At 60.0% G+C, this 24,659-nt stretch carries 18 protein-coding genes and 1 riboswitch; of the genes, 5 read left to right on the forward strand and 13 right to left on the reverse strand.

Translation table 11 applies throughout. The features are described 5' to 3' along the window. Window positions 1–83 precede the first annotated feature (83 nt). From K5R88_RS03815 to K5R88_RS03830, 4 genes are all read right to left on the reverse strand, one after another. Window positions 84–947 (reverse strand): LysR family transcriptional regulator, encoded by an 864-nt coding sequence (locus K5R88_RS03815; RefSeq protein ID WP_008031541.1) that lies wholly within the window; start codon window positions 945–947, stop codon window positions 84–86. A 1,080-nt stretch (window positions 948–2,027) separates the two neighbouring features. Next, the gene (locus tag K5R88_RS03820) at window positions 2,028–3,875 is read right to left on the reverse strand and encodes an amidohydrolase (RefSeq protein WP_226300233.1); all 1,848 of its coding nucleotides are present in this window, start codon (window positions 3,873–3,875) and stop codon (window positions 2,028–2,030) included. A 307-nt stretch (window positions 3,876–4,182) separates the two neighbouring features. Beyond that, window positions 4,183–4,497 (reverse strand): SCP2 sterol-binding domain-containing protein, encoded by a 315-nt coding sequence (locus K5R88_RS03825; RefSeq protein ID WP_007976511.1) that lies wholly within the window; start codon window positions 4,495–4,497, stop codon window positions 4,183–4,185. Between the two features lie 64 nt (window positions 4,498–4,561). Continuing rightward, complete coding sequence (locus tag K5R88_RS03830; RefSeq protein ID WP_008035704.1) at window positions 4,562–5,272, reverse strand: histidine phosphatase family protein; 711 nt, start codon at window positions 5,270–5,272, stop codon at window positions 4,562–4,564. 203 nt (window positions 5,273–5,475) lie between these two features. Here K5R88_RS03830 and sohB point away from each other — a divergent pair, with 203 nt between their 5' ends. Further along, complete coding sequence (gene sohB / locus K5R88_RS03835; RefSeq protein WP_008035703.1) at window positions 5,476–6,498, forward strand: protease SohB; 1,023 nt, start codon at window positions 5,476–5,478, stop codon at window positions 6,496–6,498. Window positions 6,499–6,502: 4 nt separating this feature from the next. Here sohB and K5R88_RS03840 read toward each other — a convergent pair whose 3' ends face one another. Beyond that, complete coding sequence (locus K5R88_RS03840) at window positions 6,503–6,691, reverse strand: hypothetical protein (protein WP_226299229.1); 189 nt, start codon at window positions 6,689–6,691, stop codon at window positions 6,503–6,505. Here K5R88_RS03840 and K5R88_RS03845 point away from each other — a divergent pair. Beyond that, entirely contained in the window at window positions 6,690–10,535 is a 3,846-nt protein-coding gene (locus K5R88_RS03845) for a dermonecrotic toxin domain-containing protein (protein ID WP_226299230.1), read from the forward strand. The two genes, K5R88_RS03840 and K5R88_RS03845, sit on opposite strands and share 2 nt — an antisense overlap. 54 nt (window positions 10,536–10,589) lie before the next feature. Here K5R88_RS03845 and K5R88_RS03850 read toward each other — a convergent pair whose 3' ends face one another. Beyond that, a complete protein-coding gene (locus tag K5R88_RS03850; RefSeq protein ID WP_008035700.1) occupies window positions 10,590–11,084 on the reverse strand; it encodes a DUF934 domain-containing protein in 495 nt (164 codons plus the stop codon). Next, window positions 11,068–12,726, reverse strand: coding sequence for a nitrite/sulfite reductase (locus tag K5R88_RS03855; protein ID WP_226299231.1), 1,659 nt, complete (start codon window positions 12,724–12,726; stop codon window positions 11,068–11,070). Before K5R88_RS03855 ends, K5R88_RS03850 begins: the two co-directional genes overlap by 17 nt. Before the next feature lie 523 nt (window positions 12,727–13,249). Between K5R88_RS03855 and K5R88_RS03860 the strand changes: the two genes are divergently transcribed. Next, window positions 13,250–14,323 (forward strand): ABC transporter substrate-binding protein, encoded by a 1,074-nt coding sequence (locus K5R88_RS03860; protein WP_226299232.1) that lies wholly within the window; start codon window positions 13,250–13,252, stop codon window positions 14,321–14,323. Here K5R88_RS03860 and K5R88_RS03865 read toward each other — a convergent pair. Continuing rightward, window positions 14,320–14,538, reverse strand: coding sequence for a DUF2970 domain-containing protein (locus K5R88_RS03865; RefSeq protein WP_008035799.1), 219 nt, complete (start codon window positions 14,536–14,538; stop codon window positions 14,320–14,322). The two genes, K5R88_RS03860 and K5R88_RS03865, sit on opposite strands and share 4 nt — an antisense overlap. Window positions 14,539–14,708: 170 nt before the next feature. Continuing rightward, window positions 14,709–18,419 (reverse strand): methionine synthase, encoded by a 3,711-nt coding sequence (gene metH, locus K5R88_RS03870; RefSeq protein WP_008040076.1) that lies wholly within the window; start codon window positions 18,417–18,419, stop codon window positions 14,709–14,711. Window positions 18,420–18,575: 156 nt separating this feature from the next. Here metH and K5R88_RS03875 point away from each other — a divergent pair, with 156 nt between their 5' ends. Together K5R88_RS03875 and nfuA are read left to right on the forward strand one after the other, a co-directional pair. Next, window positions 18,576–20,873: a fatty acid cis/trans isomerase gene (locus K5R88_RS03875; RefSeq protein WP_226299233.1), complete on the forward strand. Its 2,298-nt coding sequence runs from the start codon at window positions 18,576–18,578 to the stop codon at window positions 20,871–20,873. Between the two features lie 351 nt (window positions 20,874–21,224). Further along, entirely contained in the window at window positions 21,225–21,809 is a 585-nt protein-coding gene (gene nfuA / locus K5R88_RS03880) for a Fe-S biogenesis protein NfuA (protein WP_008035804.1), read from the forward strand. Window positions 21,810–21,989: 180 nt separating this feature from the next. On the opposite strand, the gene cobM is transcribed toward nfuA, so the two are convergent. The 4 genes from cobM to K5R88_RS03900 all read right to left on the reverse strand — a co-directional run bounded on the left by cobM (window position 21,990) and on the right by K5R88_RS03900 (window position 24,139). Continuing rightward, complete coding sequence (cobM, locus tag K5R88_RS03885) at window positions 21,990–22,736, reverse strand: precorrin-4 C(11)-methyltransferase (protein ID WP_008035806.1); 747 nt, start codon at window positions 22,734–22,736, stop codon at window positions 21,990–21,992. Between the two features lie 82 nt (window positions 22,737–22,818). Continuing rightward, the gene (locus tag K5R88_RS03890; RefSeq protein ID WP_226299234.1) at window positions 22,819–23,232 is read right to left on the reverse strand and encodes a cobalamin biosynthesis protein; all 414 of its coding nucleotides are present in this window, start codon (window positions 23,230–23,232) and stop codon (window positions 22,819–22,821) included. After that, complete coding sequence (locus K5R88_RS03895) at window positions 23,229–23,933, reverse strand: CbtA family protein (protein ID WP_223450474.1); 705 nt, start codon at window positions 23,931–23,933, stop codon at window positions 23,229–23,231. The genes K5R88_RS03890 and K5R88_RS03895 overlap by 4 nt, the downstream gene beginning before the upstream one ends. 11 nt (window positions 23,934–23,944) lie before the next feature. Then, window positions 23,945–24,139 carry a CbtB domain-containing protein gene (locus tag K5R88_RS03900; RefSeq protein WP_008040066.1) on the reverse strand — a complete coding sequence of 65 codons (195 nt, stop codon included), beginning with the start codon at window positions 24,137–24,139 and terminating at the stop codon, window positions 23,945–23,947. A gap of 120 nt (window positions 24,140–24,259) precedes the next feature. Next, window positions 24,260–24,487: riboswitch (cobalamin riboswitch) on the reverse strand. Between the last annotated feature and the right edge of the window lie 172 nt (window positions 24,488–24,659).

The following is a 24,659-nucleotide window of genomic DNA, read 5'->3' on the forward strand; positions in this document are numbered from 1 at the left end:
GTCCCAGCAGATTAGACGATCCCGCCGTGCAAGGCGGACCGAAGCTTGAGGACACAAACGCCATGATCCGGTGTAAAGCGGACTCAGGTCAGCGGGTTCCAGCGTTGCGACCAGTCTTCATCGGACTGGATGACTTGACGCAGCAGGTCGAAGGCCCGTTGCAGGGTTGCCGAGTCGCGGTCGCGGGAATAGACCAGGTAGGTCGGGTAGCTGAATTCCGGGGCCTTGGGCACCTGTTCCAGTACGCCGCTTTCCAGATAACTCTGCACCACGCGGGTACGGAAATAGCCACTGCCGCCGTTTTCAAGGATGTATTGCAAGCCCAGCGGGCCGAGGTTGAAGCTCAGGGCAGCCTTGGCTTTTTCCGGTAGGGCCGCATCGTGCTGGCGACGGAAATCCGGGCCCCAGTCAATGTAGACATAGGGATCGGGTTTACCGGGAAACCGCACGAGGACCAGTTTTTCCTCCAGCACCTGTTCGACTTGCAGGCGCGGCCAGTACTCCGGTTGGTAGACCAGCGCCGCGTCCAACACCCCCAGTTCCAGTTGGCGCAGCAGGTTTTCGCCGTCGCGGATCTCCATGCGCAGCGCGTGGCTGGGAATCTTCTCCCGCAGCTCGCCGGCCCAACTGAGCATCAACGGGTTGCACAGGCTGACTTCGCCACCGATGTGCAATACGTCGTGGTAACCCTCAGGCAACGGCAAGTCCCGTCGTGCGGCGTCCCAGGTTTCGACCAGTTGATTGGCGTACACCACAAATGCTTCGCCGTTCGGGGTCAGACGGGCACCGGCGCGGTTGCGCACGAACAGTGTGCTGCCCAGTTGGCTTTCGAGTTTCTGCACGCGTGCGGTGATCGCGGTCTGGGTGACGTGGAGTTTTTCAGCGGCCGCGGCGAGGCTGCCGTGGCGGACGATTTCCAGAAAGGTGCGGGCGAGGTCGATGTCCATGGGGCGGCCGGTGCGGGAGGTGTGGGCATTGTAAACGGATACTGTGGGGCTCTCATTTTTTGATGGTGTACATATCCGTTTTTTTGGTTACGGCCGCTATTGGTTTCGCTTTTACAGCGAGTCACTTGGAGAAGCGCCAAGTAACCAAGCGCTCTTGCCCCTTTCGTTCGGTGCCTCGCTAATGCTCGGCATGCCCTCGCTCCGGTCCTGCTCCGTGGGCCCGCCGCCATCGGCCATCCATGGCCGGGGGCGGCTAACCCGGCATCCATGCCGGGTTGCCCACTGCGCAGAACCTCCACTCGGCCTCTCGAGGGGGCGCTCAGATCAAAAGCGGAAGGCGAGCTAACGCTCGGCCTGATGAGTGGTGAAAAGCAAAAGCGCACACGATTCCCTGTAGGAGCGAGGCTTGCCCGCGAAAAACGACCGGACAACGCGTTCATTCAGACACCCCGCGTTATCGTTGGCGTCCATCGCCAGCAAGCTGGCTCCTACAAAGGAAATGCATATGTATTTGGATAAATACGATCAACTGTAGGAGCCGGCTTGCTGCGGGCGGCGTTCCGACGATAGCGGTGGGTCATCCAACATATTTATTGACTGAACGTACGCCATCGCCAGCAAGCCGGCTCCTACAGGGGAATGCGTACGAGCAAAGAACCAGGTCGGCTGGCAGGCCGCCTCGCTTTGGCTTTGGTTTTTGATCTTGATCTGCCCCGTCGGAAGGCCGAGCGCAGGTTCTGCGCAGTGGGCAACCCGGCATGGATGCCGGGTTAGCCGCCCCCGGCCATGGATGGCCGATGGCGGCGGGCCCACGGAGCAGGACCGGAGCGAGGGTATGCCGAGCTTTAGCGAGGCACCGTACGTCAGGGGCGCGGGCGCTTGGTTACTTGGCGCTTTTCCAAGTAACCCGCTGTAAAAGCGGAACCAATAGCCGCCGTCACCCCAGTAATGGATATGTACACCAGCAAAAAAAATTCGTCGCCTGACACGCAGCCATCGCTGGCAAGCCAGCTCCTACAGGGTCCAGGGTGAGCCCCGTGAGAGCAACGTCAATCTCAGGCCAGGCTTTCGCCGTTCAAATCAAAACGCAAAACACGAACAACCAAACGCCCCCCAAAATCCCTGAAAATCACTAACCGGCGCCGAAGACAACCGCGCTCGCTCATGGCTATGGGCATGCACGGCGCAAGCCCCGACACACTGATGAACCTGCGCCGTCATCGGCGCCAACGGTTTCCAATGGCCCGGCACGTTCACCACCGGTGACCACTCCGGCACCACCGGTACAGGCGGCGGCCCGAGTTTCTCGAACTCGGCGGTGCCATAGACAATCTTGCCGTCGACAATCGTCAGCACCGACTCGATCCATTTGACCGCTTCATCCTCGATGTGGAAATAGTCCGCCGACAGCGCAATCAGGTCTGCCAGTTGCCCGACCTTGATCTGGCCTTTCTTGCCCTGCTCGGAAGAGAACCAGGCGCTGCCGTGGGTGAACAATTCCAGCGCCGTGTCGCGGCTCAAGCCTTGCGGATACAACGTCAGACCACCGACGGTTCGGCCGCTGACCAGCCAATACATCGAAGTCCAGGGGTTGTAGCTCGACACCCGCGTGGCGTCGGTGCCGGCACCGACCGGTACACCTTCGGCGAGCATACGCGCGATGGGTGGTGTGTGTTCGGCAGCCTTGGCGCCGTAGCGGTCGACGAAGTACTCGCCTTGAAAGGCCATGCGGTCCTGAATCGCAATGCCGCCGCCCAAGGCTTTGACGCGCTCGATGTTCTGCGGGGTGATGGTTTCGGCGTGGTCGAAAAACCATGGCAAACCGTCGAACGGGATGTCGCGATTGACCTTCTCGAACACGTCGAGCATGCGGCTGATGGATTCGTTGTACGTGGCGTGCAGGCGGAATGGCCAACGCTGCTCCACCAGATGCCGGACCACTGGCTCCAGTTCCTGCTCCATGGTTTGCGGCAGGTCCGGGCGTGGTTCCAGGAAGTCTTCGAAATCCGCCGCCGAAAACACCAGCATTTCCCCGGCACCGTTGTGCCGCAGGAAATCGTCGCCCTGGCCGTAATGCGACGTGCCGGTCCAGTTTTTGAAGTCAGTCAGCTCTTCCTTGGGTTTCTGCGTGAACAGGTTATAGGCGATCCGCACCGTCAGCTGTTGGTCTTTGGCCAGTTGCTGGATCACCTGATAGTCGTCCGGATAATTCTGATAACCACCGCCGGCGTCGATGGCGCTGGTGACGCCGAGGCGATTGAGTTCGCGCATGAATTGTCGGGTCGAGTTGACCTGGTACTCCAGCGGTAGTTTCGGACCCTTGGCCAGGGTCGAATACAGAATCATCGCGTTAGGGCGCGCGATCAACATGCCGGTCGGGTCGCCGTTGGCATCTCGCTGGATTTCACCGCCCGGCGGGTTCGGTGTGTCGCGGGTGTAGCCGACCACTTTCAACGCGGCGCGGTTGAGCAGGGCGCGGTCGTAGAGGTGCAGCACGAACACCGGCGTATCCGGCGCGGCTTTGTTCAGTTCATCAATCGTCGGCAGGCGCTTTTCGGCGAACTGGAATTCGTTCCAGCCGCCGACCACCCGTACCCATTGCGGCGTGGGTGTACGGTCGGCCTGATCCTTGAGCATCCGCAAGGCATCGACCAAGGACGGCACGCCTTCCCAGCGTAACTCAAGGTTGTAATTCAAGCCGCCACGGATCAAGTGCAGGTGCGAGTCATTGAGGCCGGGAATCACCGTGCGACCGTGCAGATCAATAATTTGCGTGCCGGGACCTTGCAGGGCCATGGCCTGAGCGTCGCTGCCGACCACCACGAAGCGTCCGTCCTTGATCGCGACGGCACTGGCCTGGGGTTTCTTGCGATCGACGGTGTGCAGGCGTCCGTTGTACAGAATGAGGTCGGCCGGGGCATCTGGCATGGTTTTACTCCCTGCGATTAGCGGGCTGATCCAGGCGCCGACGGCACCTGCCGTAAGGCCTTGCAGTACACGTCGACGGTTGAAACCGTCGTGCTCGTCAGGTGGGCTCATGCAGTGTTCTCCGCTCGGTTCTTTCATAGAAGAAAAAGGGGACAGAACAGCCGATGTCTGACGCATGCGGCCAGAAGGAATATAGACCGCAAATTCACCGACAGCCGTTTTCCAAAGGTGAAAAACGACGAATCCCGCCACAAGGGGCGGGATTCGTATGCAACCAGAGAGGCTCCCGAGCGCGGGAGCCGCCGTCTTAGCTTGGGAACAGCTCGGACAGTTTCATGGCCAGCATCATGTCGCCTTCAGCGCGCAGTTTGCCGCCCATGAACGCTTGCATGCCGTCGGTCGAACCGTCAACGATGCCTTCCAGGGTTTCGCCGTCCATCACCAGAGTGACCTGGGCGTCCGGGTTTTCGCCTTCTTGCAGTTCGCAGGTGCTGTTCTTGACGATCAGCGAGAAGTTCTTGGTGTCGTCGATGCGGAAACCGAAAACCAGGTCCAGGCCTGCAGCAGCGGCTGGGTTGAACTTGGCTTTCATTGCTTGTACGGCATCAGCTACGGAGGTCATGGTTCGATCCTTTCTTGGGTAATTAGAGCTGGGTGATTACAGCCAGGGTCACAATAGTCCGGACTCAGCGAAACGTGATGAGTTCCGGTGCTTTCAACAGTTGCAGGTGCGCATGACTGTTGAAAGAAGCCAGTGCCACCTCGCGACCACGGAATTTCAGTTGGTTGAGCGAGGTGTTGACGATTTGCCAGTTCAGTTCAAAGGCCTGCCTGGCGGGCATTTGCGTAATGAGGTGGAGCAGGGCAGTGATGGTGCCGCCGGAGGTGAACACGGCGATTTTCTGGGTGTTGTCGGCGCTTTCGAGGATGCGATGCAGGCCGGCCTGCACCCGTTCGACAAAGCCCAGCCAGCTTTCCAGGCCCGGCGTGTCATACGTACCGGCCAGCCAGCGCTCGATGATCAGCGCGAAAATACGCTGGAACTCGGCGCGGTTTTGCGCAGCGTTGCGCAGGATGTCCAGCGCTTCGGGCTCATCGTCGAGCATGGCCGGCAACAGCGCGCGGATGACCGCGTCGGCGTCGAATTCGTTGAACGCGGAATCGATTTCCACGGTCGGCACCGGCAGGCCCACGGCCGCGAACTGTTCCAGCGCGCTGTTGGCCGTATGCTGCTGACGGCGCAGGTCGCCCGAGAGGCAGCGGTCGAAGCTGATACCCAGTTCGGCGAGGTGCCGGCCGAGGACTTCTGCCTGGCGAATACCGGTCGGCGACAGGACGTCATAGTCGTCTGCACCAAAGGAGGCCTGGCCATGTCGAATCAAATAGATAGTGCCCACGTCCGCGTCATCCCGGTACGTTGAAGGTTCGGCGAGGTTATGAGGATGGCGGTGAGCTGTCAATGAAAAAACATACGCTTGTTTGAAATGCCCGTTACAGGCCTGTTGCCAGAGGTTTCACGGCTGGCCGCCGAGCCGGCGCATGGGTATGCTGATGGTATCCCGCGCGCGTTTATGCAGCGCATTGTATTGAAGGAGTGACTGTGGATTTTCTGTCCGAGTACGCCAGTTTCCTGGCTAAAACCGTGACACTGGTGATCGCCATTCTGGTGGTCCTGGCCAGTTTCGCGGCATTGCGCAGCAAAGGTCGACGCAAGTCGGCCGGCCAGTTGCAAGTCAGCAAACTCAATGATTTCTACAAAGGGCTGCGCGAACGCCTGGAGCAGACCTTGCTCGACAAGGACCAGCTCAAGGCCTTGCGCAAGGTCGAGGCTAAATCCGAGAAAAAGCAAAAGAAGAAACCCGAAGCAAAACCGCGGGTGTTCGTGCTGGATTTCGACGGTGACATCAAGGCATCGGCCACTGAAAGCCTGCGTCACGAGATCACCGCACTGCTGACCCTGGCCACGCCAAAGGATGAAGTGGTGCTGCGTCTGGAAAGCGGTGGCGGCATGGTTCACAGCTACGGCCTGGCATCCTCGCAACTGGCGCGCATCCGTGATGCGGGTGTGCCTTTGACCGTGTGTATCGACAAGGTCGCGGCCAGTGGCGGTTACATGATGGCGTGCATCGGCGAGAAGATCATCAGCGCGCCGTTCGCGATTCTTGGCTCGATCGGCGTGGTGGCGCAGTTGCCCAACGTCAATCGCCTGCTGAAAAAGCACGACATCGACTTTGAAGTCCTGACCGCCGGCGAGTACAAACGCACCCTCACCGTGTTTGGCGAAAATACCGAGAAGGGCCGTGAGAAGTTCCAGGAAGACCTGGACATCACTCACCAGCTGTTCAAGAACTTCGTTTCCCGCTATCGCCCGCAACTGGCCATCGACGAAGTGGCGACCGGCGAAATCTGGCTCGGCATCGCGGCGCTGGACAAGCAACTGGTGGACGAGCTCAAGACCAGCGATGAATACCTCGCCGAGCGCGCGAAGAAATCGGAGCTTTATCACCTGCACTACGCCGAACGCAAAAGCCTGCAAGAACGCATCGGCATGGCGGCCAGCGGTTCGGTCGACCGCGTATTGCTGAGCTGGTGGAGTCGGTTGACCCAGCAACGCTTCTGGTGATTTTTCAAAACACCGTCGCCTGAAAAATGAAACCGTGGATAGCCTCCACGGTTTTTTTTGCCTCTCGCAAGGCCGCGCTTTCCGTGCGCATGCAGCGAAATTTCCTATCGTCACTGTCAATCGGTCCGGCTTTTTCGGCAGCCCGGGTTCGGTAGGGTGGTGTTCCTGAAATGATTGCAATGGAATGCACCATGAAAGAGCTCCCTCATAACAACGCTGCCGGCCCGCATCCAGCGCCCTCTGCACGAATGCGCGACGAACTGAAAGCCGCGCTGGATATCGCGCTGCCCCAGACCCCCGGCCAGTTTGGTGAACACCTGATCAAGGAGAAATGGGGGCAGGGGATTGATCCGCAGACAGCCTTGCTGGTTACGCTTGATTACAACTACAAGGGCCATCCTGCCATTGATGGTATTGAGCAAGGGCAAGTGGCGAGTTCCCGTTCGTTGCTGCAAACGCTGCTGACCAACTACCAGACCGTGGGTGACGGGCGTTTCGCTGAAACGGCATTCGGTCTGTACACGCCGCCGGATATCGGGCCTGCCGTACGCATTGTGAAAAACGTCGATGAGTTCGCCGACCACGGCAGCGGCAATCACCAGACGTATGAAGGCATCTATCGCCAAACCACACCGCAAGTTTACGGGCCTTCAACGCAGATCAACCTGAGACCTGCCGATTACAAGAAATGGGTCTGGGAACTGGAACTGAAGGACTTGTACGAAGGGTATCTCGGTCAAGCCTGGCCAGCCGATGATGTGCTTGTTGCAGCCGAACCTTACGCGCTGAGGACGTCGGTCAAAGCGGCGTTCGTCATGGCCGCCTGGTTGCAGTTTCACGAACAACGGCTGTCGCCAAAAGGCCTGGAACTGGCGATGCGAGCGGCGGGTTTACCGCCCGATCAGCCATGGGAAACACTGACCATCGGGCAACTGCAAGCACCGACTCACGCGCCTTCCTCGGTCAGGATCGGCCGGCTAAAGCTCTACCGTTATACCGCAACCGATATCTGGGCCTTTCGCGACACCGCAAGCCCCAGAGTGCTGTTGTACATTCCCGGCAATTCTTCTCCGCTGCACGAATTCGCCGATGCCGTTCAACTGCACCAATGGATTGCCACTCAAGGCCGGGTGAGTGAGACCAGGCAGGCATTGGCCGCCCACTTTGCTGAAGATGACCGCGAAGACGGTACGTTTCATGCCGGTGTTCTGACGGCGCTGGATGGCATGGCGTTGTATCCGGCAAAACATTGGCTGACGAACAATGCCGGTTTTTTCAACAACGACGGCTACTGGGACCCGGACGAGTACATTGGCTACGACGATCCGGCATCTGACACCGACCCGTTTGCCCAGTGCGTGCTGACGATGAAGCAGGCCGCCCGGGCCAGCATCAAAAGCATCCGTGACGATGCCCAGGTCAATCGTGACAATCTAAGCGCGGTCGTTGAGCCGCTTGTGCAGTGGGTGAACCGGTTCGGGCCCTTGGCGTTGTTCGTTCCGGGAGGCGAGGGAATACTGGCGCTGGCCGGTCTTATCGATGCGGGCTACGGCATTGATCAGGTGGTCAACGCTAAGACATCCAGCGAACGGTCAGAGGGCGTGACGCGCACCGTTTTTGGCTTGCTCAATGCCTTGCCGATCGTCGCGGAGGTGGCGCAAAAAGGTGACGCAGTCATCGTCGATTCAGCAGAGGAAGGCGCAAGGCCCGTGCCGGAAGTGGCCGTTGCTCCAGCGCCAGGCCCTTCGAACGTGGTGCCGGCGACCCGCGTCGAACTCATTCGCGCAATTGGCCCCTCTGTGGCGTCGTTCAGCGATGAAGTGCTGGCGCAAATCGGCAAGGTCAGCACGATTGACGACGACATGCTGCGGTTGATCCAGACTGGCCGCTCGCCGACGCCCTTGTTGGCTGACACCATCAATCGCTTCAGGATCGATCAGGATCTAGGGCCGGCCGGGGACCCAGTGCTATTCGGCCAACGTTACGCTGAACTGCAACGTTCAGAGCTTGAATGGGTCCGGTTGTTCCAGGAGCAGTACCCGGACCTGCCAACCAGCGCAATCGAACAAATGCTCGACCGCTATGGTGTGGATATCCAACGGACGCCTGAGATGGCCGAGGCCAGGCAGGTTTTCGCACGTCTGGACAGCAAGGCACGGCAGTACCAACAGCATGTGCGGCTCAATCGTGCCTATGAAGGCTTTTATCTGCGCTCGGTGGTGAACGTCGATTCGGACAGGCTGGCGTTGCACTCCCTGAAAAACCTGCCCGGCTGGCCTCAGGATTTGCGGATCGAGGTCCTCGACGGTTCGTCCACTGGCCGGGTGCTTGACCGTTGCGGTCCTCTCGATACCCCGCACTCCCGAAATGTCATCAAGGTGGGAAACCGTTACCTGCGGCAAGGCCGGCAAACGGATTTCTACGACGCGATCCTCGGCGTGCTGTCGGAGGAAGAGCGCTCAGTGTTGCAACTCACGTCGCTGGAACCAGCCAGCGAGTTGCGGCTCAGCCTCAGCGATCATGCATTGTCCCGAACCGAAACCCTGCTTGGCTTGCAAAGGCTCGACTCCGGGTTGACCTTCGAGCGGCAGGGGCTGCGCGGTGGGGGGTACCCGACGACGCCTCAGGGTGACGCCATGAAACTGCAGGCCACCCGGTTACAGATCAGGGACATTTACCCGAACTTCACCGACGCGGACGCGGATCAGGTCATACAGCGCGCGGGTGTATCCGTGCAGGCGCACATCGACGGGCTGAATCTGCAGTTGCACCAGCTCAACACCGAGTTGATTGACTGGGTCGATCAAGCCGCGCTAGACATTGCCGACATCGAACTTCCCTTGCTGGCCATGGGCGACGAAGCCGCTGCGGGTATGAGCCATGCACAAATCGCCGTGCACAATGCGCATGTCCTGCAAACGGGCTTGAATGAGGAGCGAGCGATCAGGACTGAGCTTGCCGTAGAGCTTGTCGCCATTTGGCAAAAACGCGGGCCACCGCTAAATCGCCTGTACTCAGGCGAGCAACTGCGCGGTGTCAGGCTCGATCTTAACTTCGAGAACTATCACCGATTGCCTGCCCTGAATGTCCGGTTGGACGATGTGGTCGAATTGTCGATGCAAGGCTTCCATCTGACCGAGGAGGACAGTTTGAACGGCTTTCTCGAAAGCTTCCCGAATCTTGAGACGTTGAATCTGGAAAACGTCGACTTGCGTCATTTCCACGAGGACGGCCACGAGGGGTGCGCCTTGCCTCCTTCCCTTTGCGGGTTAAGACACCTGTCCACACTCAATCTGCGTGCCACCCAACTGGTATTCAGTGAGCGCGCCGCTTCACAACTGACCGATCTGACCAGTCTGCAAAGCCTCGACCTGAGCGACAACCCGTTGGGCGTACCGCCGATGGTGCTCGGCTTGAATAACCTGCGCCGGCTCAATCTGAGGAATACCGGAATAAGTCGATGCCCGGTCGGGATCAAGCATGAGCCGTACCTGACGACCCTTGATCTGCGCGATAACCAGATCACGCGGGTCCCCCAGGCGGTGCTGAACCAGGCCATCGCCAGGGATCGAGTGCTGCTGTGGAACAATCCGTTGACCGACGAAGACACGTTGCGGCGTCTGATTACGCATCGAGAACAAACGGGGATCAACTTGTGGTTGAGTGCGGCGGGGGCTGACTATGGGAATCCGGCGGCCTGGCTGAACGGGACTGAAGCAGGGCTGCGAGATGCCCGGCTGCAAATCTGGCAGCGACTGGCGCTTAAGCCAAGAGGAGGCCGGTTTTTAGGGACCATGAACACATTGACGCTCACCCCGGATTTCCAGGTCAATTATCTGGACCTTCAGGCACGGGTATGGCGGATGTTGACGGAAGCAGACGCTTCGGAAGAATTGTGGGGGCGGTTGGCGCGAGATGTATCGATGCCGGAGGGCGCTTTCGATAACCCTCTTGCGGTTTTCGCGGCACTGGAAAACCGTGCGCAGCTATACCGGGACTGGGTGGCCTTGGGGCAACCGATTCCGATCGAACGATAACAGATTGGCGGAGCTGATAAAGCCCTGACCCCATGGGGTCAGGGCTTTATGTGGTCAGCGGCGACGGAACAGCGGCAGCGGTTCGTCGGTGGCGGCCTGATAGGTCACCGAGAAGTCCTTGAGACCTTCCAGGGCTTCGTACGGGTCTTTATCGGCGCGCACTGCAAACGCATCGAAACCGCAGCGATGCATGTAGAACAACTGGTCGCGCAGCACATCGCCAATCGCCCGCAGTTCGCCTTTGAAACCGTAACGGTCACGCAGGAGGCGGGCGTTGGAGTAGTTGCGGCCATCGGTGAAGGCCGGGAAGTTCAAGGCGATGACCTGGAAACTCGCCACGTCTTCACCGATTTCTTCAGCTTCTTCGTCGGCATCCAGCCACACGCCCAGGCCGCCGTCGCGGGCCAGGAGCATGCGGCTGTGTTCGCGCCACAGCTGCAACGGGACGATGTAGTCGTCGCAGTTGGTGATCTCGTCGATGTTGAAATCCTTGGGCAGCAAGTGCCAGGTTTCGTCGACGACTTCGTTGTTCTTAATTATTCGCTGCATAGACGCGTTCCTTGAAGAGGTCGATGCCAATACGCTGATAGGTGTCGATGAAACGCTCGTCTTCGGTACGTTGTTCGATGTACACGTCGATCAGTTTCTCGATCACGTCTGGCATGGCGTCCTGGGCAAAGGACGGGCCGAGGATCTTGCCCAGGCTCGCATCACGGCTGGCGCTGCCGCCGAGGGATACCTGGTAGAACTCTTCGCCTTTCTTGTCCACCCCGAGAATACCGATGTGGCCGACGTGGTGGTGACCACAGGCGTTCATGCAACCGGAGATGTTCAGGTCCAGTTCACCGATGTCGAACAGGTAGTCCAGGTCGTCGAAACGGCGCTGGATCGATTCGGCGATCGGGATCGACTTGGCGTTGGCCAACGAGCAGAAATCGCCGCCAGGGCAGCAGATGATGTCGGTCAGCAAACCGATGTTCGGCGTGGCGAAACCTTGCTCGCGCAATTCGCCCCACATGGCGAACAGTTGGGACTGTTCGACGTCGGCCAGAATGATGTTCTGCTCGTGGGACGTACGCAGTTGACCGAAGCTGTAGAGATCGGCCAGGTCGGCCACGGCATCGAGCTGCTTGTCGGTGATGTCGCCCGGCGCAACGCCGGTCGGCTTCAGGGACAGGGTCACGGCAACATAGCCCGGTTTTTTGTGCGCCAGGGTGTTGCGGGTACGCCAGCGGGCGAAGCCCGGGTGTTGCTTGTCGAGCTCGGCCAGCTCGGCGGTCTGGTTGTCCAGCGCCTTGTAGTCCGGGTCGACGAAGTGTTTGGCGACGCGATGCACTTCGGCTTCGGTCAGCGTGGTCTGGCCACCGCGAAGGTGTTCCATTTCCGCGTCGACTTTTTGCGCGAAGACTTCAGGCGTCAGGGCCTTGACCAGAATCTTGATCCGCGCCTTGTACTTGTTGTCACGACGGCCATAGCGGTTGTACACGCGCAGGATGGCGTCGAGGTAGCTCAACAGGTCTTGCCACGGCAGGAATTCATTGATGAACGCCCCGACTACCGGCGTACGACCGAGGCCGCCACCGACCAGCACACGGAAACCCAGTTCGCCAGCGGCGTTGTGCACCGGCTCAAGGCCGATGTCGTGGACTTCGATGGCCGCACGGTCGGAAGTCGAACCGTTGATGGCGATCTTGAACTTGCGCGGCAGGTAAGCGAATTCCGGGTGGAACGTAGTCCACTGGCGGACGATCTCACACCATGGGCGCGGATCGATCAGCTCGTCGGCAGCGACACCGGCGAACTGGTCGGTGGTGACGTTGCGCAGGCAGTTGCCGCTGGTCTGGATCGCGTGCATCTGCACGGTCGCCAGTTCGGCAAGGATGTCCGGGATGTCTTCCAGCGCCGGCCAGTTGAACTGCACGTTCTGGCGGGTGCTGATGTGGGCGTAGCCCTTGTCATAGTCGCGGGCAATCTTCGCCATCATTCGCGTCTGGCGCGAAGTCAGCTGGCCGTAAGGCACCGCCACTCGCAACATCGGCGCGAAGCGTTGGATGTAAAGCCCGTTTTGCAGACGCAGAGGGCGGAATTCTTCTTCGCTCAGCTCGCCTGCCAGATAGCGTCGGGTCTGATCACGGAACTGCTTGACGCGGTCCTCGATGATCCGCTGATCGTACTCGTCGTATACGTACATATAAGTCCTGTTCTCAGGCTTGGGCCGGTCGGATCCAGTTGCGTTTTTCGCCTGGAAAGTCTCCGATACTGCCTCGGCAATTCTGCGCGCACGGCCGCGCACTCCCAACGGAGCCGGGGCAAGATACCAGTTTGGAGTTATGCGCAAAAGTGATGTTTGAGTATATGTAAAGAACCAAATCGACTAACGAGAATCGTTACTACTAAACCCGTATTTGTGGTGTGGGCAATCATCGTCTTAACTGTGGTCGAGTCTTTATGCAATCACCGATAAAACCGACAAGAGGCGATGCAATGAGCAACCCTACCAAAGCTTCAAAGCCTGACAGTACGGTCGATGCCTGGGCCATTCTGTTTCTGATCATTCTGGTCGTGGGGACAGCGGTATTCTGGGTCAGCCATCAATAACCGACCCCGTCCGGGCCCGGTCCCGACAATTGTCGGACAAAAACTGTAATAAACGCCGTTTTACGGGTGTTCGCTGGCTATAATGCGCGGCGAATTTCCGGGGGCTCGGACGATCCATGTTGAAGTTTTTCTACACCTTTCTGTTGCTGCTCGGCACGGTTTACGGCCCTGCTGCGCGAGCGGAATCGGTGTTGTTCCTGAATCCCGGGGAAACTGACGAAGCCTTCTGGGTCAGCTATTCGCAATTCATGCAAGCGGCCGCCACGGACCTGGGTATCGACCTGCGGATTCTCTATTCCCGGCGCATGCCGGAACTCACGCTGGCGCAAGCGCGCCGTGCACTGCAAGGTCCCGATCGTCCGGACTATCTGATTTTCGCCAACGAACAGTACATTGCCCCGCAAGTGTTGCGCCTGGCGCAAGGCAGCGGCGTGAAACTGTTTATGGTCAACGCGTCGCTGACGGCCAACCAAATGAGCCTGCTGGGTGAACGCCCTGATCGACTGGGCAGCCTGGTGCCCAACGACGAGGAGGGCGGTTACCTGATGGCCAAGGAGCTGATTCGCCAGCATCCGCCCGTGGCGCCTGGTCAGGTGATCGAATTGCTGGCGTTCTCCGGCCTGAAGATCACGCCGTCGGCGCAACTGCGTGAGCAAGGCATGATGCGAGCGCTGGCCGAGCACCCGCAAGTGCGTTTACGGCAACTGGTTTACAGCGGTTGGACCCGCGAACGAGCGTATGAACAGGCAAAGTTGCTGTTTCGGCGCTACCCGAAGGTCTCGCTGGTGTGGTCAGCCAATGACGAAATGGCGTTTGGCGCCATGCAGGCGTACTCGGAGGCGGGCGGTGTGCCCGGAAAGGACGCATTGTTCAGCGCGGTCAACACCTCGACGGCCGCGTTGCAGGCGAAGGTCGATGGAAAGTTGAGTGTATTGTTGGGCGGGCATTTCACTTTGGGCGGTTGGGCGCTGGTGCAGGTGCATGACCTTGATCGGGGCGTGGACATCAGCCAGTACGGCGGCCGTGACCGCCAGATCCCGCTGCTGCAACTGGTCGACAGGGCAACCGCCAGGCGAATGCTGGCCATGGGTGAGTCGCCGGACTACGGCGTGAACTTCCGCCGAATGTCGGCCAAGGGCCGGCCTGTGTCCTATCGCTATCCGTTCAGCTTGCAAACCCTGATGCGCTAAACCCCGGCCAGCATGATCACCAGTTGCACGATGCCGTAGAGCGTCAATGCAAACACCGCCGTGAACAGAATCCCCAGAATCACGAAATGACTCGGCTTGCCGTGGGTGAAATCCCGCGCACGGTTCTTTCCGCTTTGCACACCAAAAGCTGCCGCCATCACGCTGTGCAGCATTTGCCAGAAAGTAGGCGGCTTGTTGTCGACTGGATCGTCCATAAACCCCTCGTCACTTGTGTGTGAATCGTAAGCATAGACATTCCAACCGGATCCTGTAGGAGCGAGGCTTGCCCGCGAAGAAGCCACCGCAGTCCTACAGGAAAACCGCGTCATCGTTCTTCGCGGGCAAGCCTCGCTCCTACAGAGGCGATGCTCAGCGCGAAGAGTGGTTAGTTGTCGTAACCCAGGTTCGGCGCCAACCAGCGTTCGGTCACGCTCAATTCCTGACCTTTACGCGAGGTGTAGCTCTGCACCTGATCCTTGTCGATCTTGCCCACTGCGAAGTACTGCGCCTGCGGGTGAGCGAAGTACCAGCCGCTGACCGCCGCCGCCGGGAACATCGCGTAGTGTTCGGTGAGGAACACGCCGCTGCGGCCGGCGCGCATTTCGGCGGCTTCGGGGTCGAGCAGCGCAAACAGCGCGGCCTTCTCGGTGTGATCGGGGCACGCCGGGTAGCCCGGAGCAGGGCGGATGCCGGTGTATTGCTCTTTGATCAGCGCCTCGTTGTCCAGCGTCTCGTCCTTGGCATAACCCCAGTAATCCTTGCGAACCTGCTGGTGCAGCCATTCGGCACAGGCCTCGGCCAGACGGTCGGCCAGGGCCTTGACCATGATCGAGTTGTAATCGTCGCCTGCGTCCTGATACGCCTTGGCCACTTCTTCGGCACCGATGCCGGCGGTGGTGATGAAACCTCCCACGTAGTCGGTGATTTCGCTGTCCTTCGGTGCAACGAAGTCGGCCAGGGAGAAGTTCGGCTTGCCGTCGGTCTTGATGATCTGCTGACGCAGGTGATGCAGCTTGGCCAATGGCTTGCCGTCATCGCCGTAGACTTCGATGTCGTCGTCACGCACCTGGTTGGCTGGCCAGAAGCCGAACACTGCGCGGGCGCTGATCAGTTTCTCGTCGATCAGCTTGGCGAGCATTTCCTGGGCATCGGCGTACAGCGCGGTGGCGGCTTCACCGACCACTTCATCCGTGAGGATGCGCGGGAACTTGCCGGCCAGGTCCCAGGAGATGAAGAACGGCGTCCAGTCGATGTATTCGGCCAGGACTTTCAGGTCGATGTTGTCCAGCACTTTGGAGCCGGTGAACGTCGGTTTGACCGGCGCGTAGGTGCTCCAGTCGAACTGCGGCTTCTTGGCGATGGCCGCCGGATAGCTCAGGCGTTCGGTGCGGGCGCTGCGGTTGGCAGTACGTTCGCGAACGTCGATGTATTCCAGACGGGTCTTCTCGACGAAACCGGCTTTCAATTCCTTGGACAGCAACTGCGTCGCCACGCCCACGGCGCGGGAGGCGTCGGTCACGTAGATCACCGCGTCGTTGCTGTACTTCGGCTCGATCTTCACCGCCGTGTGTGCCTTGGAGGTGGTCGCGCCGCCGATCATCAACGGCAGGTGGAAGTCCTGGCGCTGCATTTCGCGGGCGACGTGGACCATTTCATCCAGCGACGGCGTGATCAGGCCGGACAGACCGATGATGTCGCACTTCTGCTCCTTGGCCACTTGCAGGATCTTCTCGGCCGGCACCATCACGCCGAGGTCGACGATGTCGTAGCCGTTGCAGCCGAGCACCACGCCGACGATGTTCTTGCCGATGTCATGCACGTCGCCTTTCACCGTTGCCATCAGGATCTTGCCCTTGGCTTCCGGCTTGTCACCTTTTTCCAGTTCGATGAACGGGATCAAGTGGGCTACGGCCTGCTTCATTACGCGAGCGGATTTCACCACCTGCGGCAGGAACATTTTGCCGGCGCCGAACAGGTCGCCGACGATGTTCATGCCGGACATCAGCGGGCCTTCGATCACTTCGATCGGGCGGGCGAACGACTGGCGCGATTCTTCGGTGTCTTCGACGATGTGCGTGGTGATGCCCTTGACCAGTGCGTGCTCCAGGCGCTTGTTGACCTCCCAGCCGCGCCACTCTTCGGTCTCGGCTTCCTTGACGCTGCCGTCGCCCTTGTACTTGTCGGCGATGGCGAGGAGGGCGTCGGTGCCTTCCGGGGTGCGGTTGAGGATCACGTCTTCGACGGCGTCGCGCAATTCCACCGGGATCTGGTCGTAGATCTCCAGTTGGCCGGCGTTGACGATACCCATGGTCAGGCCGTTGCGGATCGCGTACAGCAGGAACACCGAGTGAATCGCCTCACGTACCGGGTTGTTGCCACGGAACGAGAACGACACGTTCGACACGCCGCCCGAAGTCAGGGCGTACGGCAGTTCGTCACGGATGTAGGCGCAGGCGTTGATGAAGTCCACAGCGTAGTTGTTGTGTTCTTCAATACCGGTGGCCACGGCAAAGATGTTCGGGTCGAAGATGATGTCTTCCGGCGGGAAGCCGACTTCGTTGACCAGAATGTCATAGGAGCGTTTGCAGATTTCTTTCTTGCGCGCTTCGGTGTCGGCCTGACCGGCTTCGTCGAAGGCCATCACGACGACTGCAGCGCCATAGCGCTTGCACAGCTTGGCGTGATGGATGAACTGCTCGACGCCTTCTTTCATGCTGATCGAGTTGACGATGCCCTTGCCCTGGATGCATTTCAGGCCGGCTTCGATCACTTCCCACTTCGAGGAGTCGATCATGATCGGTACGCGGGAGATGTCCGGTTCGCCGGCAATCAGATTGAGGAAGGTCACCATGGCCTTCTTCGAATCGAGCATCCCTTCGTCCATGTTGATATCGATCACCTGGGCGCCGGCTTCGACCTGCTGCAGGGCGACTTCCAGGGCTTCGGTGTAGTTGTCTTCACGGATCAGGCGGGCGAATTTGGCCGAGCCGGTGATGTTGGTGCGCTCGCCGACGTTGACGAACAACGAGCTGCGATCGATGGTGAACGGCTCCAGGCCGGAGAGGCGGCAAGCCTTGGGAATGTCCGGGATTTCACGCGGTGCATAACCGGCCACGGCTTTGGCGATGGCTTCGATATGGCCCGGCGTGGTGCCGCAGCAACCGCCGACGATGTTGAGGAAGCCGCTTTGGGCGAATTCTTCGATGACCTTGGCGGTTTGCGACGGCAGTTCGTCGTACTCGCCGAATTCGTTCGGCAGGCCGGCGTTCGGGTGCGCCGAAACGTGGGTGCCGGCCTTGTTCGACAGCTCTTCCAGGTACGGGCGCAGTTCGCTGGCGCCGAGGGCGCAGTTCAGGCCGACCGAAATCGGTTTGGCGTGGGCCACGGAGTTCCAGAACGCTTCGGTAGTCTGGCCGGAAAGGGTACGGCCGGAGGCGTCGGTGATGGTGCCGGAAATCATGATCGGCAGCTCAATGCCCAACTCTTCGAACACGCCTTGCACGGCGAAGATTGCGGCTTTGGCGTTCAGAGTATCGAAAATGGTTTCGATCAGGATCAGGTCGGCGCCGCCTTCGATCAGGCCTTTGGTGGCCTCGGTGTAGTTTTCCACCAGTTCATCGAAGGTCACGTTGCGATAGCCGGGGTTGTTCACGTCCGGGGACAGCGAGCAGGTGCGGCTGGTCGGGCCGAGCACGCCGGCGACGAAGCGCGGCTTGTCCGGGTTCTCGAGGGTCTTCGCATCGGCAATCTTGCGGGCCAGGCGAGCGCCTTCTACGTTCAGTTCGTAGGCCAGTTCTTCCATGCCGTAGTCGGCCATGGAAATCCGCGTGGCGTTGAAGGTGTTGGTTTCCAGAATGTCAGCGCCGGCATCCAGGTAGGCTTTTTCGATGCCACCGATCACGTCCGGGCGCGTCAGCACCAACAGGTCGTTGTTGCCTTTGACATCGCTTGGCCAGTCGGCAAAGCGTTTGCCACGGTAATCCTGTTCCTCGAGCTTGTAGCTCTGGATCATCGTGCCCATGCCGCCATCGAGAATCAGAATGCGCTCTTTGAGGGCGTGCTTGAGGGCTTGAAGGCGAACACTGCGATCGGACATTGGGACTACTCGGAAAGACCATGACGAAGGGGCGGAATCATAGCAAACCTGTGCGGTTTTAGAGCATGTCGGGGAATTGCATGAATATCGCTCATGTTGGTCGGCGCGCTGTCCCGGTAGAATCGCTGCGTTTTTTCAAGGATCGGGAACAGGGACATGTCGTATCGCGTCGTCATCAGCAGCGTACTGCTGTTTTTAAGCTGGGGCGCCGTGGCGCAGGGCCTGGCGCCTTCCGCTGCCATTTCCTACACCCGCGACATCCAACCGATCTTCACCGAAAAGTGCGTGGCCTGCCATGCCTGCAATGACGCCGCCTGTCAGCTCAACCTGGGCAGCGGCGAAGGCGCGGCGCGCGGTGCGTCGAAAGTCCCGGTTTACGACGGCGACCGCAGCCAGGCGGCCGCGCCGACCCGGTTGTTTTATGACGCCTTCGGCAAGCACGCCTGGCAGCAAAAAGGCTTCTATCCGGTACTTGACGCCCAGGGCAGCCAGGCCGCGTTGATGGCGCGGATGCTGGAACTGGGGCACAAAACGCCGCTGACGCCCAATGCCAAATTGCCGGAAGACATCGTCCTGGGCCTCAATCGTGAAAACATGTGCGCGATGCCGGCCGAGTTCGACGGTTACGCGGGCGCTCATCCGAAGGAAGGCATGCCGCTGGCGGTCACCGGCCTGACCGATCAGCAGTACCAGACGCTGCAACGCTGGCTGGCCTCGGGTGCGCCGATCGATGAACAAGGCCTGGTGCCTTCGGCGAAAGAAGCCTTGCAGGTGGTGCAGTGGGAAAACCTGCTCAACTCGCCGGGCGCCCGGCAGAGTCTGGTGGGGCGCTGGTTGTTCGAGCACTGGTTCCTTGCCCACATTTACTTCAAGGACGGTGAGCCGGGGCATTTCTTCCAGTGGGTGCGTTCGCGCACGCCGACCGGCCAGCCGATTGACCTGATCAACACCCGCCGCCCGAATGACGATCCGGGCACGCAGGTGTATTACCGGTTGTGGCCGGTGCAGGGCGTGATCGTGCAGAAGACCCACATCACCTACCCGCTGAGCGCGGCGAAGATGGCGCGGGTCAAAAGCCTGTTCTACAACGGCAACTGGCAGGCCAATGCCTTGCCGGGCTACGGTCCGGAACGCCGGGCCAATCCGTTTGCCACGTTCGAGGCGATCCCCGCACAGGCGCGCTATCAGTTCATGCTCGATAACGCCGAATACTTCGTGCGCACGTTTATCCGCGGGCCGGTGTGCCGTGGGCAGATCGCCACGGATGTGATTCGCGATAACTTCTGGGCGCTGTTCCAGGCGCCGGAACATGATCTCTACATCATCGACCCGATCTACCGCGGCCAGGCCACGCCGTTGTTGGCCATGCCGGGGCAGAACGACGATGTCGGCAGCGTGCTGAGCCTGTGGCATGACTATCGCGACAAACGTAACGAGTATGAAGTGCTGCGCCGCGACAACTACGCCGACGCGCCCGCGCCGAGCTGGTCGACTTTGTGGGCCGGCAACGACAACGCGCTGCTGACCATCTTCCGGCATTTCGACAGCGCTTCGGTGAACAAGGGCCTGATCGGCGATGTGCCGCAAACGATGTGGCTGTTCGATTTCCCGTTGCTGGAGCGCACCTATTATCAGTTGGCGGTCAACTTTGACGTGTACGGCAACGTTTCCCATCAAGCGCAGACGCGCCTGTATTTCGACCTGATCCGGAATGGCGCCGAGCAGAATTTCCTGCGCCTGATGCCCGCCGATTCACGCGACGACTATCTCGACGACTGGTACCAGAGCAGCGGTAAATTCAAGATGTGGCTGGATTACGAGGCCATCGACAACGACAAGCCGACGGCACTGAACCTCGACGAAAAAGACCCGAAACGCGACTTTTCCATGCAACTGCTGGCCCGTTACGGTGAGCTCAATGCCAAGCCCGATCCGATCAACCGCTGCGACGGGGCCTATTGCTCGCGGCCGAACATCGACCCGGATTTGCAGAGCGCCGAGCAGGCCTTGAGTCGCCTGACCTCACGGCCCGCCGCCGGGCTGAAGGTTATTGATCAACTGCCGGAAGCGACGATGTTGCGTATCGAAGCCGCGAGCGGCAACCGCGAGGTTTATAGCCTGTTGCGCAACCGCGCACACAGCAACGTCGCATTCCTGCTCGGTGAGTCGCTGCGTTATCAGCCGGGGCTCGACACGCTCACGATCTTTCCGGGTGTGCTCAGCAGCTATCCGAACTTCATGTTCAACATTCCCGCCGATCAGGTACCAGCCTTTGTCGAGGCGATGGAAAACGCCAAGGATGCCAATCGCTTCGAGAAAATCGTCGAACGCTGGGGGAATCGCCGCAGTCACCCGCAATTCTGGTTCTACTTCCATGACCTGAGCCGGTACGTCCACGAAACCGACCCGGTGGAAGAGGGCGTGCTGGACATGAACCGCTACGAGAATCTTTGATCTTTTGACAGCGGGCCGGTGCCGGTCTCTATGGGCGCCGCCCCCCTGTAGGAGCCGGCTTGCTGGCGATAGCGTCCTTGAAATCACATTGATGTTGAATGTGACGCCGCCATCGCCAGCAAGCCGGCTCCTACAGGGGGTGGAGTGCCCGCCGTGTGCGCCGTGACCATTGGTTTGAGGTTGTGGGCAAATTTTGAATGGGTGGCGAAATGCAGCTATTGGTGGCTTAAAGCCCGGATTGACGGCGAATCACCGGGCCCTGGCGCGCTGGCGCTTTCCCGACAAAAATACTAGGACTTTGTGCGGCGCGATGATTGGCGTAAACTGCGCCCAAGCCTGCGAGGAGTTTCCATGACCGCTATTACCATTACCGACGCCGCCCACGATTACCTGGCTGATCTGCTCTCCAAGCAGAACACCCCGGGCATCGGCATCCGCGTCTTCATCACCCAGCCTGGCACCCAGTACGCCGAAACCTGCATTGCTTATTGCAAGCCGGGCGAAGAAAAACCCGAAGACACTGCGCTGGGGCTGAAAAGCTTCACTGCTTACATCGACTCGTTCAGCGAAGCTTTCCTGGACGATGCGGTTGTCGACTACGCCACCGACCGCATGGGCGGCCAGCTGACCATCAAGGCGCCTAACGCCAAAGTCCCGATGGTCAACGCCGACAGCCCGATCAACGAGCGCATCAACTACTACCTGCAAACCGAGATCAACCCGGGGCTCGCAAGCCACGGCGGTCAGGTCAGCCTGATCGATGTGGTCGATGACGGCATCGCCGTGTTGAAGTTCGGCGGCGGTTGCCAGGGCTGCGGCCAGGCAGACGTCACCCTGCGTGAAGGCATCGAGCGCACCTTGCTCGAGCGCATTCCCGAGCTCAAGGGTGTTCGTGACGTGACTGACCACACGCAGAAAGAAAACGCCTACTACTAAGGTGTTCGCTGCGACATGAAAAACGGCGCCCCGTGAGCGCCGTTTTTTTATGGGTGAAATTCATTGGCCCCATCGTCGGAACGCCGCCCGGAGCCGGCTCACTCCCACATTAGATCTGTGGCGGACACAAATCCCCTGTGGGAGCGAGCCGGCTCCGGGCGGCGCTCCGACGATGGGGGCCTATGGCCGATACAAATGTGCATGCCCGGCGCGATACAGCGACGACTCACTAAAGTGATCACTGCCCAACACCCGACCCACCAGAATCAACGCCGTGCGCCGAAACCCCTTCGCCTCAACCTTCCCGGCAATATCCGCAATCGTCCCCACCACCCAATCCTGATCCGGCCAGGTCGCCCGGTGAATCACCGCAATCGGACAATCCGCGCCGTAATGCGGCAGCAATTCCACCAGGATTTTCTCCAGGTGATTCACCCCCAAATGAATGGCCATGGTCGCCCCATGCTGCGCCAGGCTGCCCAGCTCTTCACCGGCCGGCATCGCGGTCTTGTCGGCGTAGCGGGTCAGGATCACGCTCTGTGACACGTCCGGCAGCGTCAGCTCCGCACCCAACAGCGCTGCACACGCCGCCGTCGCGGTAACACCGGGAATGATTTCAAACGCAATATCGAGTTCGCGCAGGTAACGAATCTGCTCGCCAATCGCGCCATACAGGCTCGGATCGCCGGAATGCACCCGCGCCACATCCTGGCCGTTGGCATGGGCGGTTTTGATCAGCTCGATGATCTGTTCCAGATGCAGTTCGGCGCTGTTGACCACCTGTTCGGCGTTGTGGCCTTCCAGTACGGCGGCGGGCACCAATGAGCCGGCGTAGATGATTACCGGGCAGCTGCGAATCAGCCGCTGCCCTTTGACGGTGATCAGTTCCGGGTCGCCGGGACCTGCGCCAATGAAATAGACGGTCATCGTCGTTTCCTGTCAAAAAAGGGGCTGGGCAAGGCTTCAGATGAAGATTGCTCATGATCGAAGGCGAGGATTATCGGGGATTTTACGCAGCGCAGGCCAATGCCAGGGTCGCCTGGGCATATTTTTGTCGGGAAATCAGCAGTTTTGCCGGCGCCTGGGCCAGTTGTTCTGCAAGGGCGAGGGCGGCGCTTTCTGCTACGCCGTAGCAGCCGGTGCGCTCAAAAGCGATTTCCGAACGGTGGCTGAGTTGCGGTTGATAACCGGCCAGTTCTTCACTGCTGAAGTACGTCAGCGGCAATTCGAGTTGTGCGGCAAGCTCGATCAGGCCCGGTTCGTCGCGCTTCTGGTCGATGCTGGCCAACGCCGTGATCTGCTGAAGTCCGATTTGATGCGCCTGTAATGCCTGATCGAGTAACGCCCGAAGCGTGCTGACGGGGCAGCCGCGCTGGCAGCCCAGGCCGACCACTAACGTCGGCGCTGTGCTGGTGTCGCTCATGCGTGGTATTGACCATCGCTTTTGCGGCGGAACAACCAGGCGCTGATCAGGCCCAGGGCCAGCCAGAATCCGAGGTTGGTCAGCTGCGAAGCGATTTTGAATTGCGTTTCCAGGGCTTGCGGCGCGAGCATCGAGTGCACTTCCGGTTGTGGTGCACCGATCACGTGAGGGACGGCGAGAATCGCCACGCCCAGGATCTTCATCAGCCAGTGGCGGCTGAAAGCGATCAGCGCGATGCCAACGGCGGTGGACGCTGCAGTTCCGATCCACCAGATTTGCCGTTGTGCCAGGTCAGCTGCTGCCGTGCCCGGCAGTTCCGGCGGCAGGCCGAGGGTCGGTGCCAGTACAAACGTCGCGTAACCGGCCAGGCCCCAGAGCAAGCCCTGCGAGGTTTTGGTCGGCGAGCGCAGCGTGTAGAGGCCCGCGAGCATCAGGGCGAAACCGACAGCCACTACCAGGTTGCCGCCAGTCGTCGACAGCACGCGCTGCCAGCCGTCTTCCGGCTCCCAGGCTTCTGCATCGTGGGTGTGAGCGGCGGTACCGGCGGCGTGTTCATGAACTTCAACAGCGGCCGGCTCGGATTTTTCGTAAGTCTCGGCCTGCAGAATCAGCGGAGCGACCCAGAAGCTTTGCAGCAGAGTCAGCAACAGGGCGGCCAGCAGCCCTGTGAAACCTGCGGTTTGCGCAATACGCTTGATCATGTCGACAGGTCTCAATGGCACGGGAAGGCGGAGCTGTGACGGGTATCGTGCGCAGCGTTGTGCACCGCTTCGATGTGCGAGAAACCGGCGAAATACACCAGGCACGCGCCTAGGATCGACGCGCAGACGGCGGCGGTCAGGCGTTGAGCCAGGGTGGTCGTGGTGGTGCTGGTGGATGTGTGGCCGGTGCTGCTGATGATCGACATGGCGCTTCCCTCTGGTCTGTCAGCGGGTGAATAGAGCGCATGGAAGACCCCTGCGAATCGGGCTCGCAGAGATTCAAACAGCGCCCGCCCACCGCGGGTTTGTTATTCAGTGAACGTAATCGTCACTTTGTGTTGCGGGCCGGTCTCCGGGCTCACGAGGGGCTTTGGCGTCAGCCGAAACCTGCAAGCGTCACCTTCCCATGCCGAACTGCTGGCACAGTGGATCTGACGCTTCGCTCGCTTACCGTTGCGGGGGCAGCACCGGACTGACATGGCTTTGAGTAAAGCACATGAATCACCGGTTTCCCGTTTCACCCTGTGAAGGGCACCCGTAACAAGGTGTGTAGGAGAGCATGGGCGGGGGTTGGGCGTCAATTGGCAAGGGTTCTCAACTCGGAACCGAGGTGGATTCTTCGCGGGCAAGCCTCGCTCCTACAGGGGATCGCATTTCTCTGTAGGAGCGAGGCTTGCCCGCGAAGGGGCCGGTACGGGCGCCACAAGACATTGACCCGCCCCCACA

This window comes from Pseudomonas sp. MM213 (assembly GCF_020423045.1).
GTDB lineage: Bacteria > Pseudomonadota > Gammaproteobacteria > Pseudomonadales > Pseudomonadaceae > Aquipseudomonas > Aquipseudomonas migulae.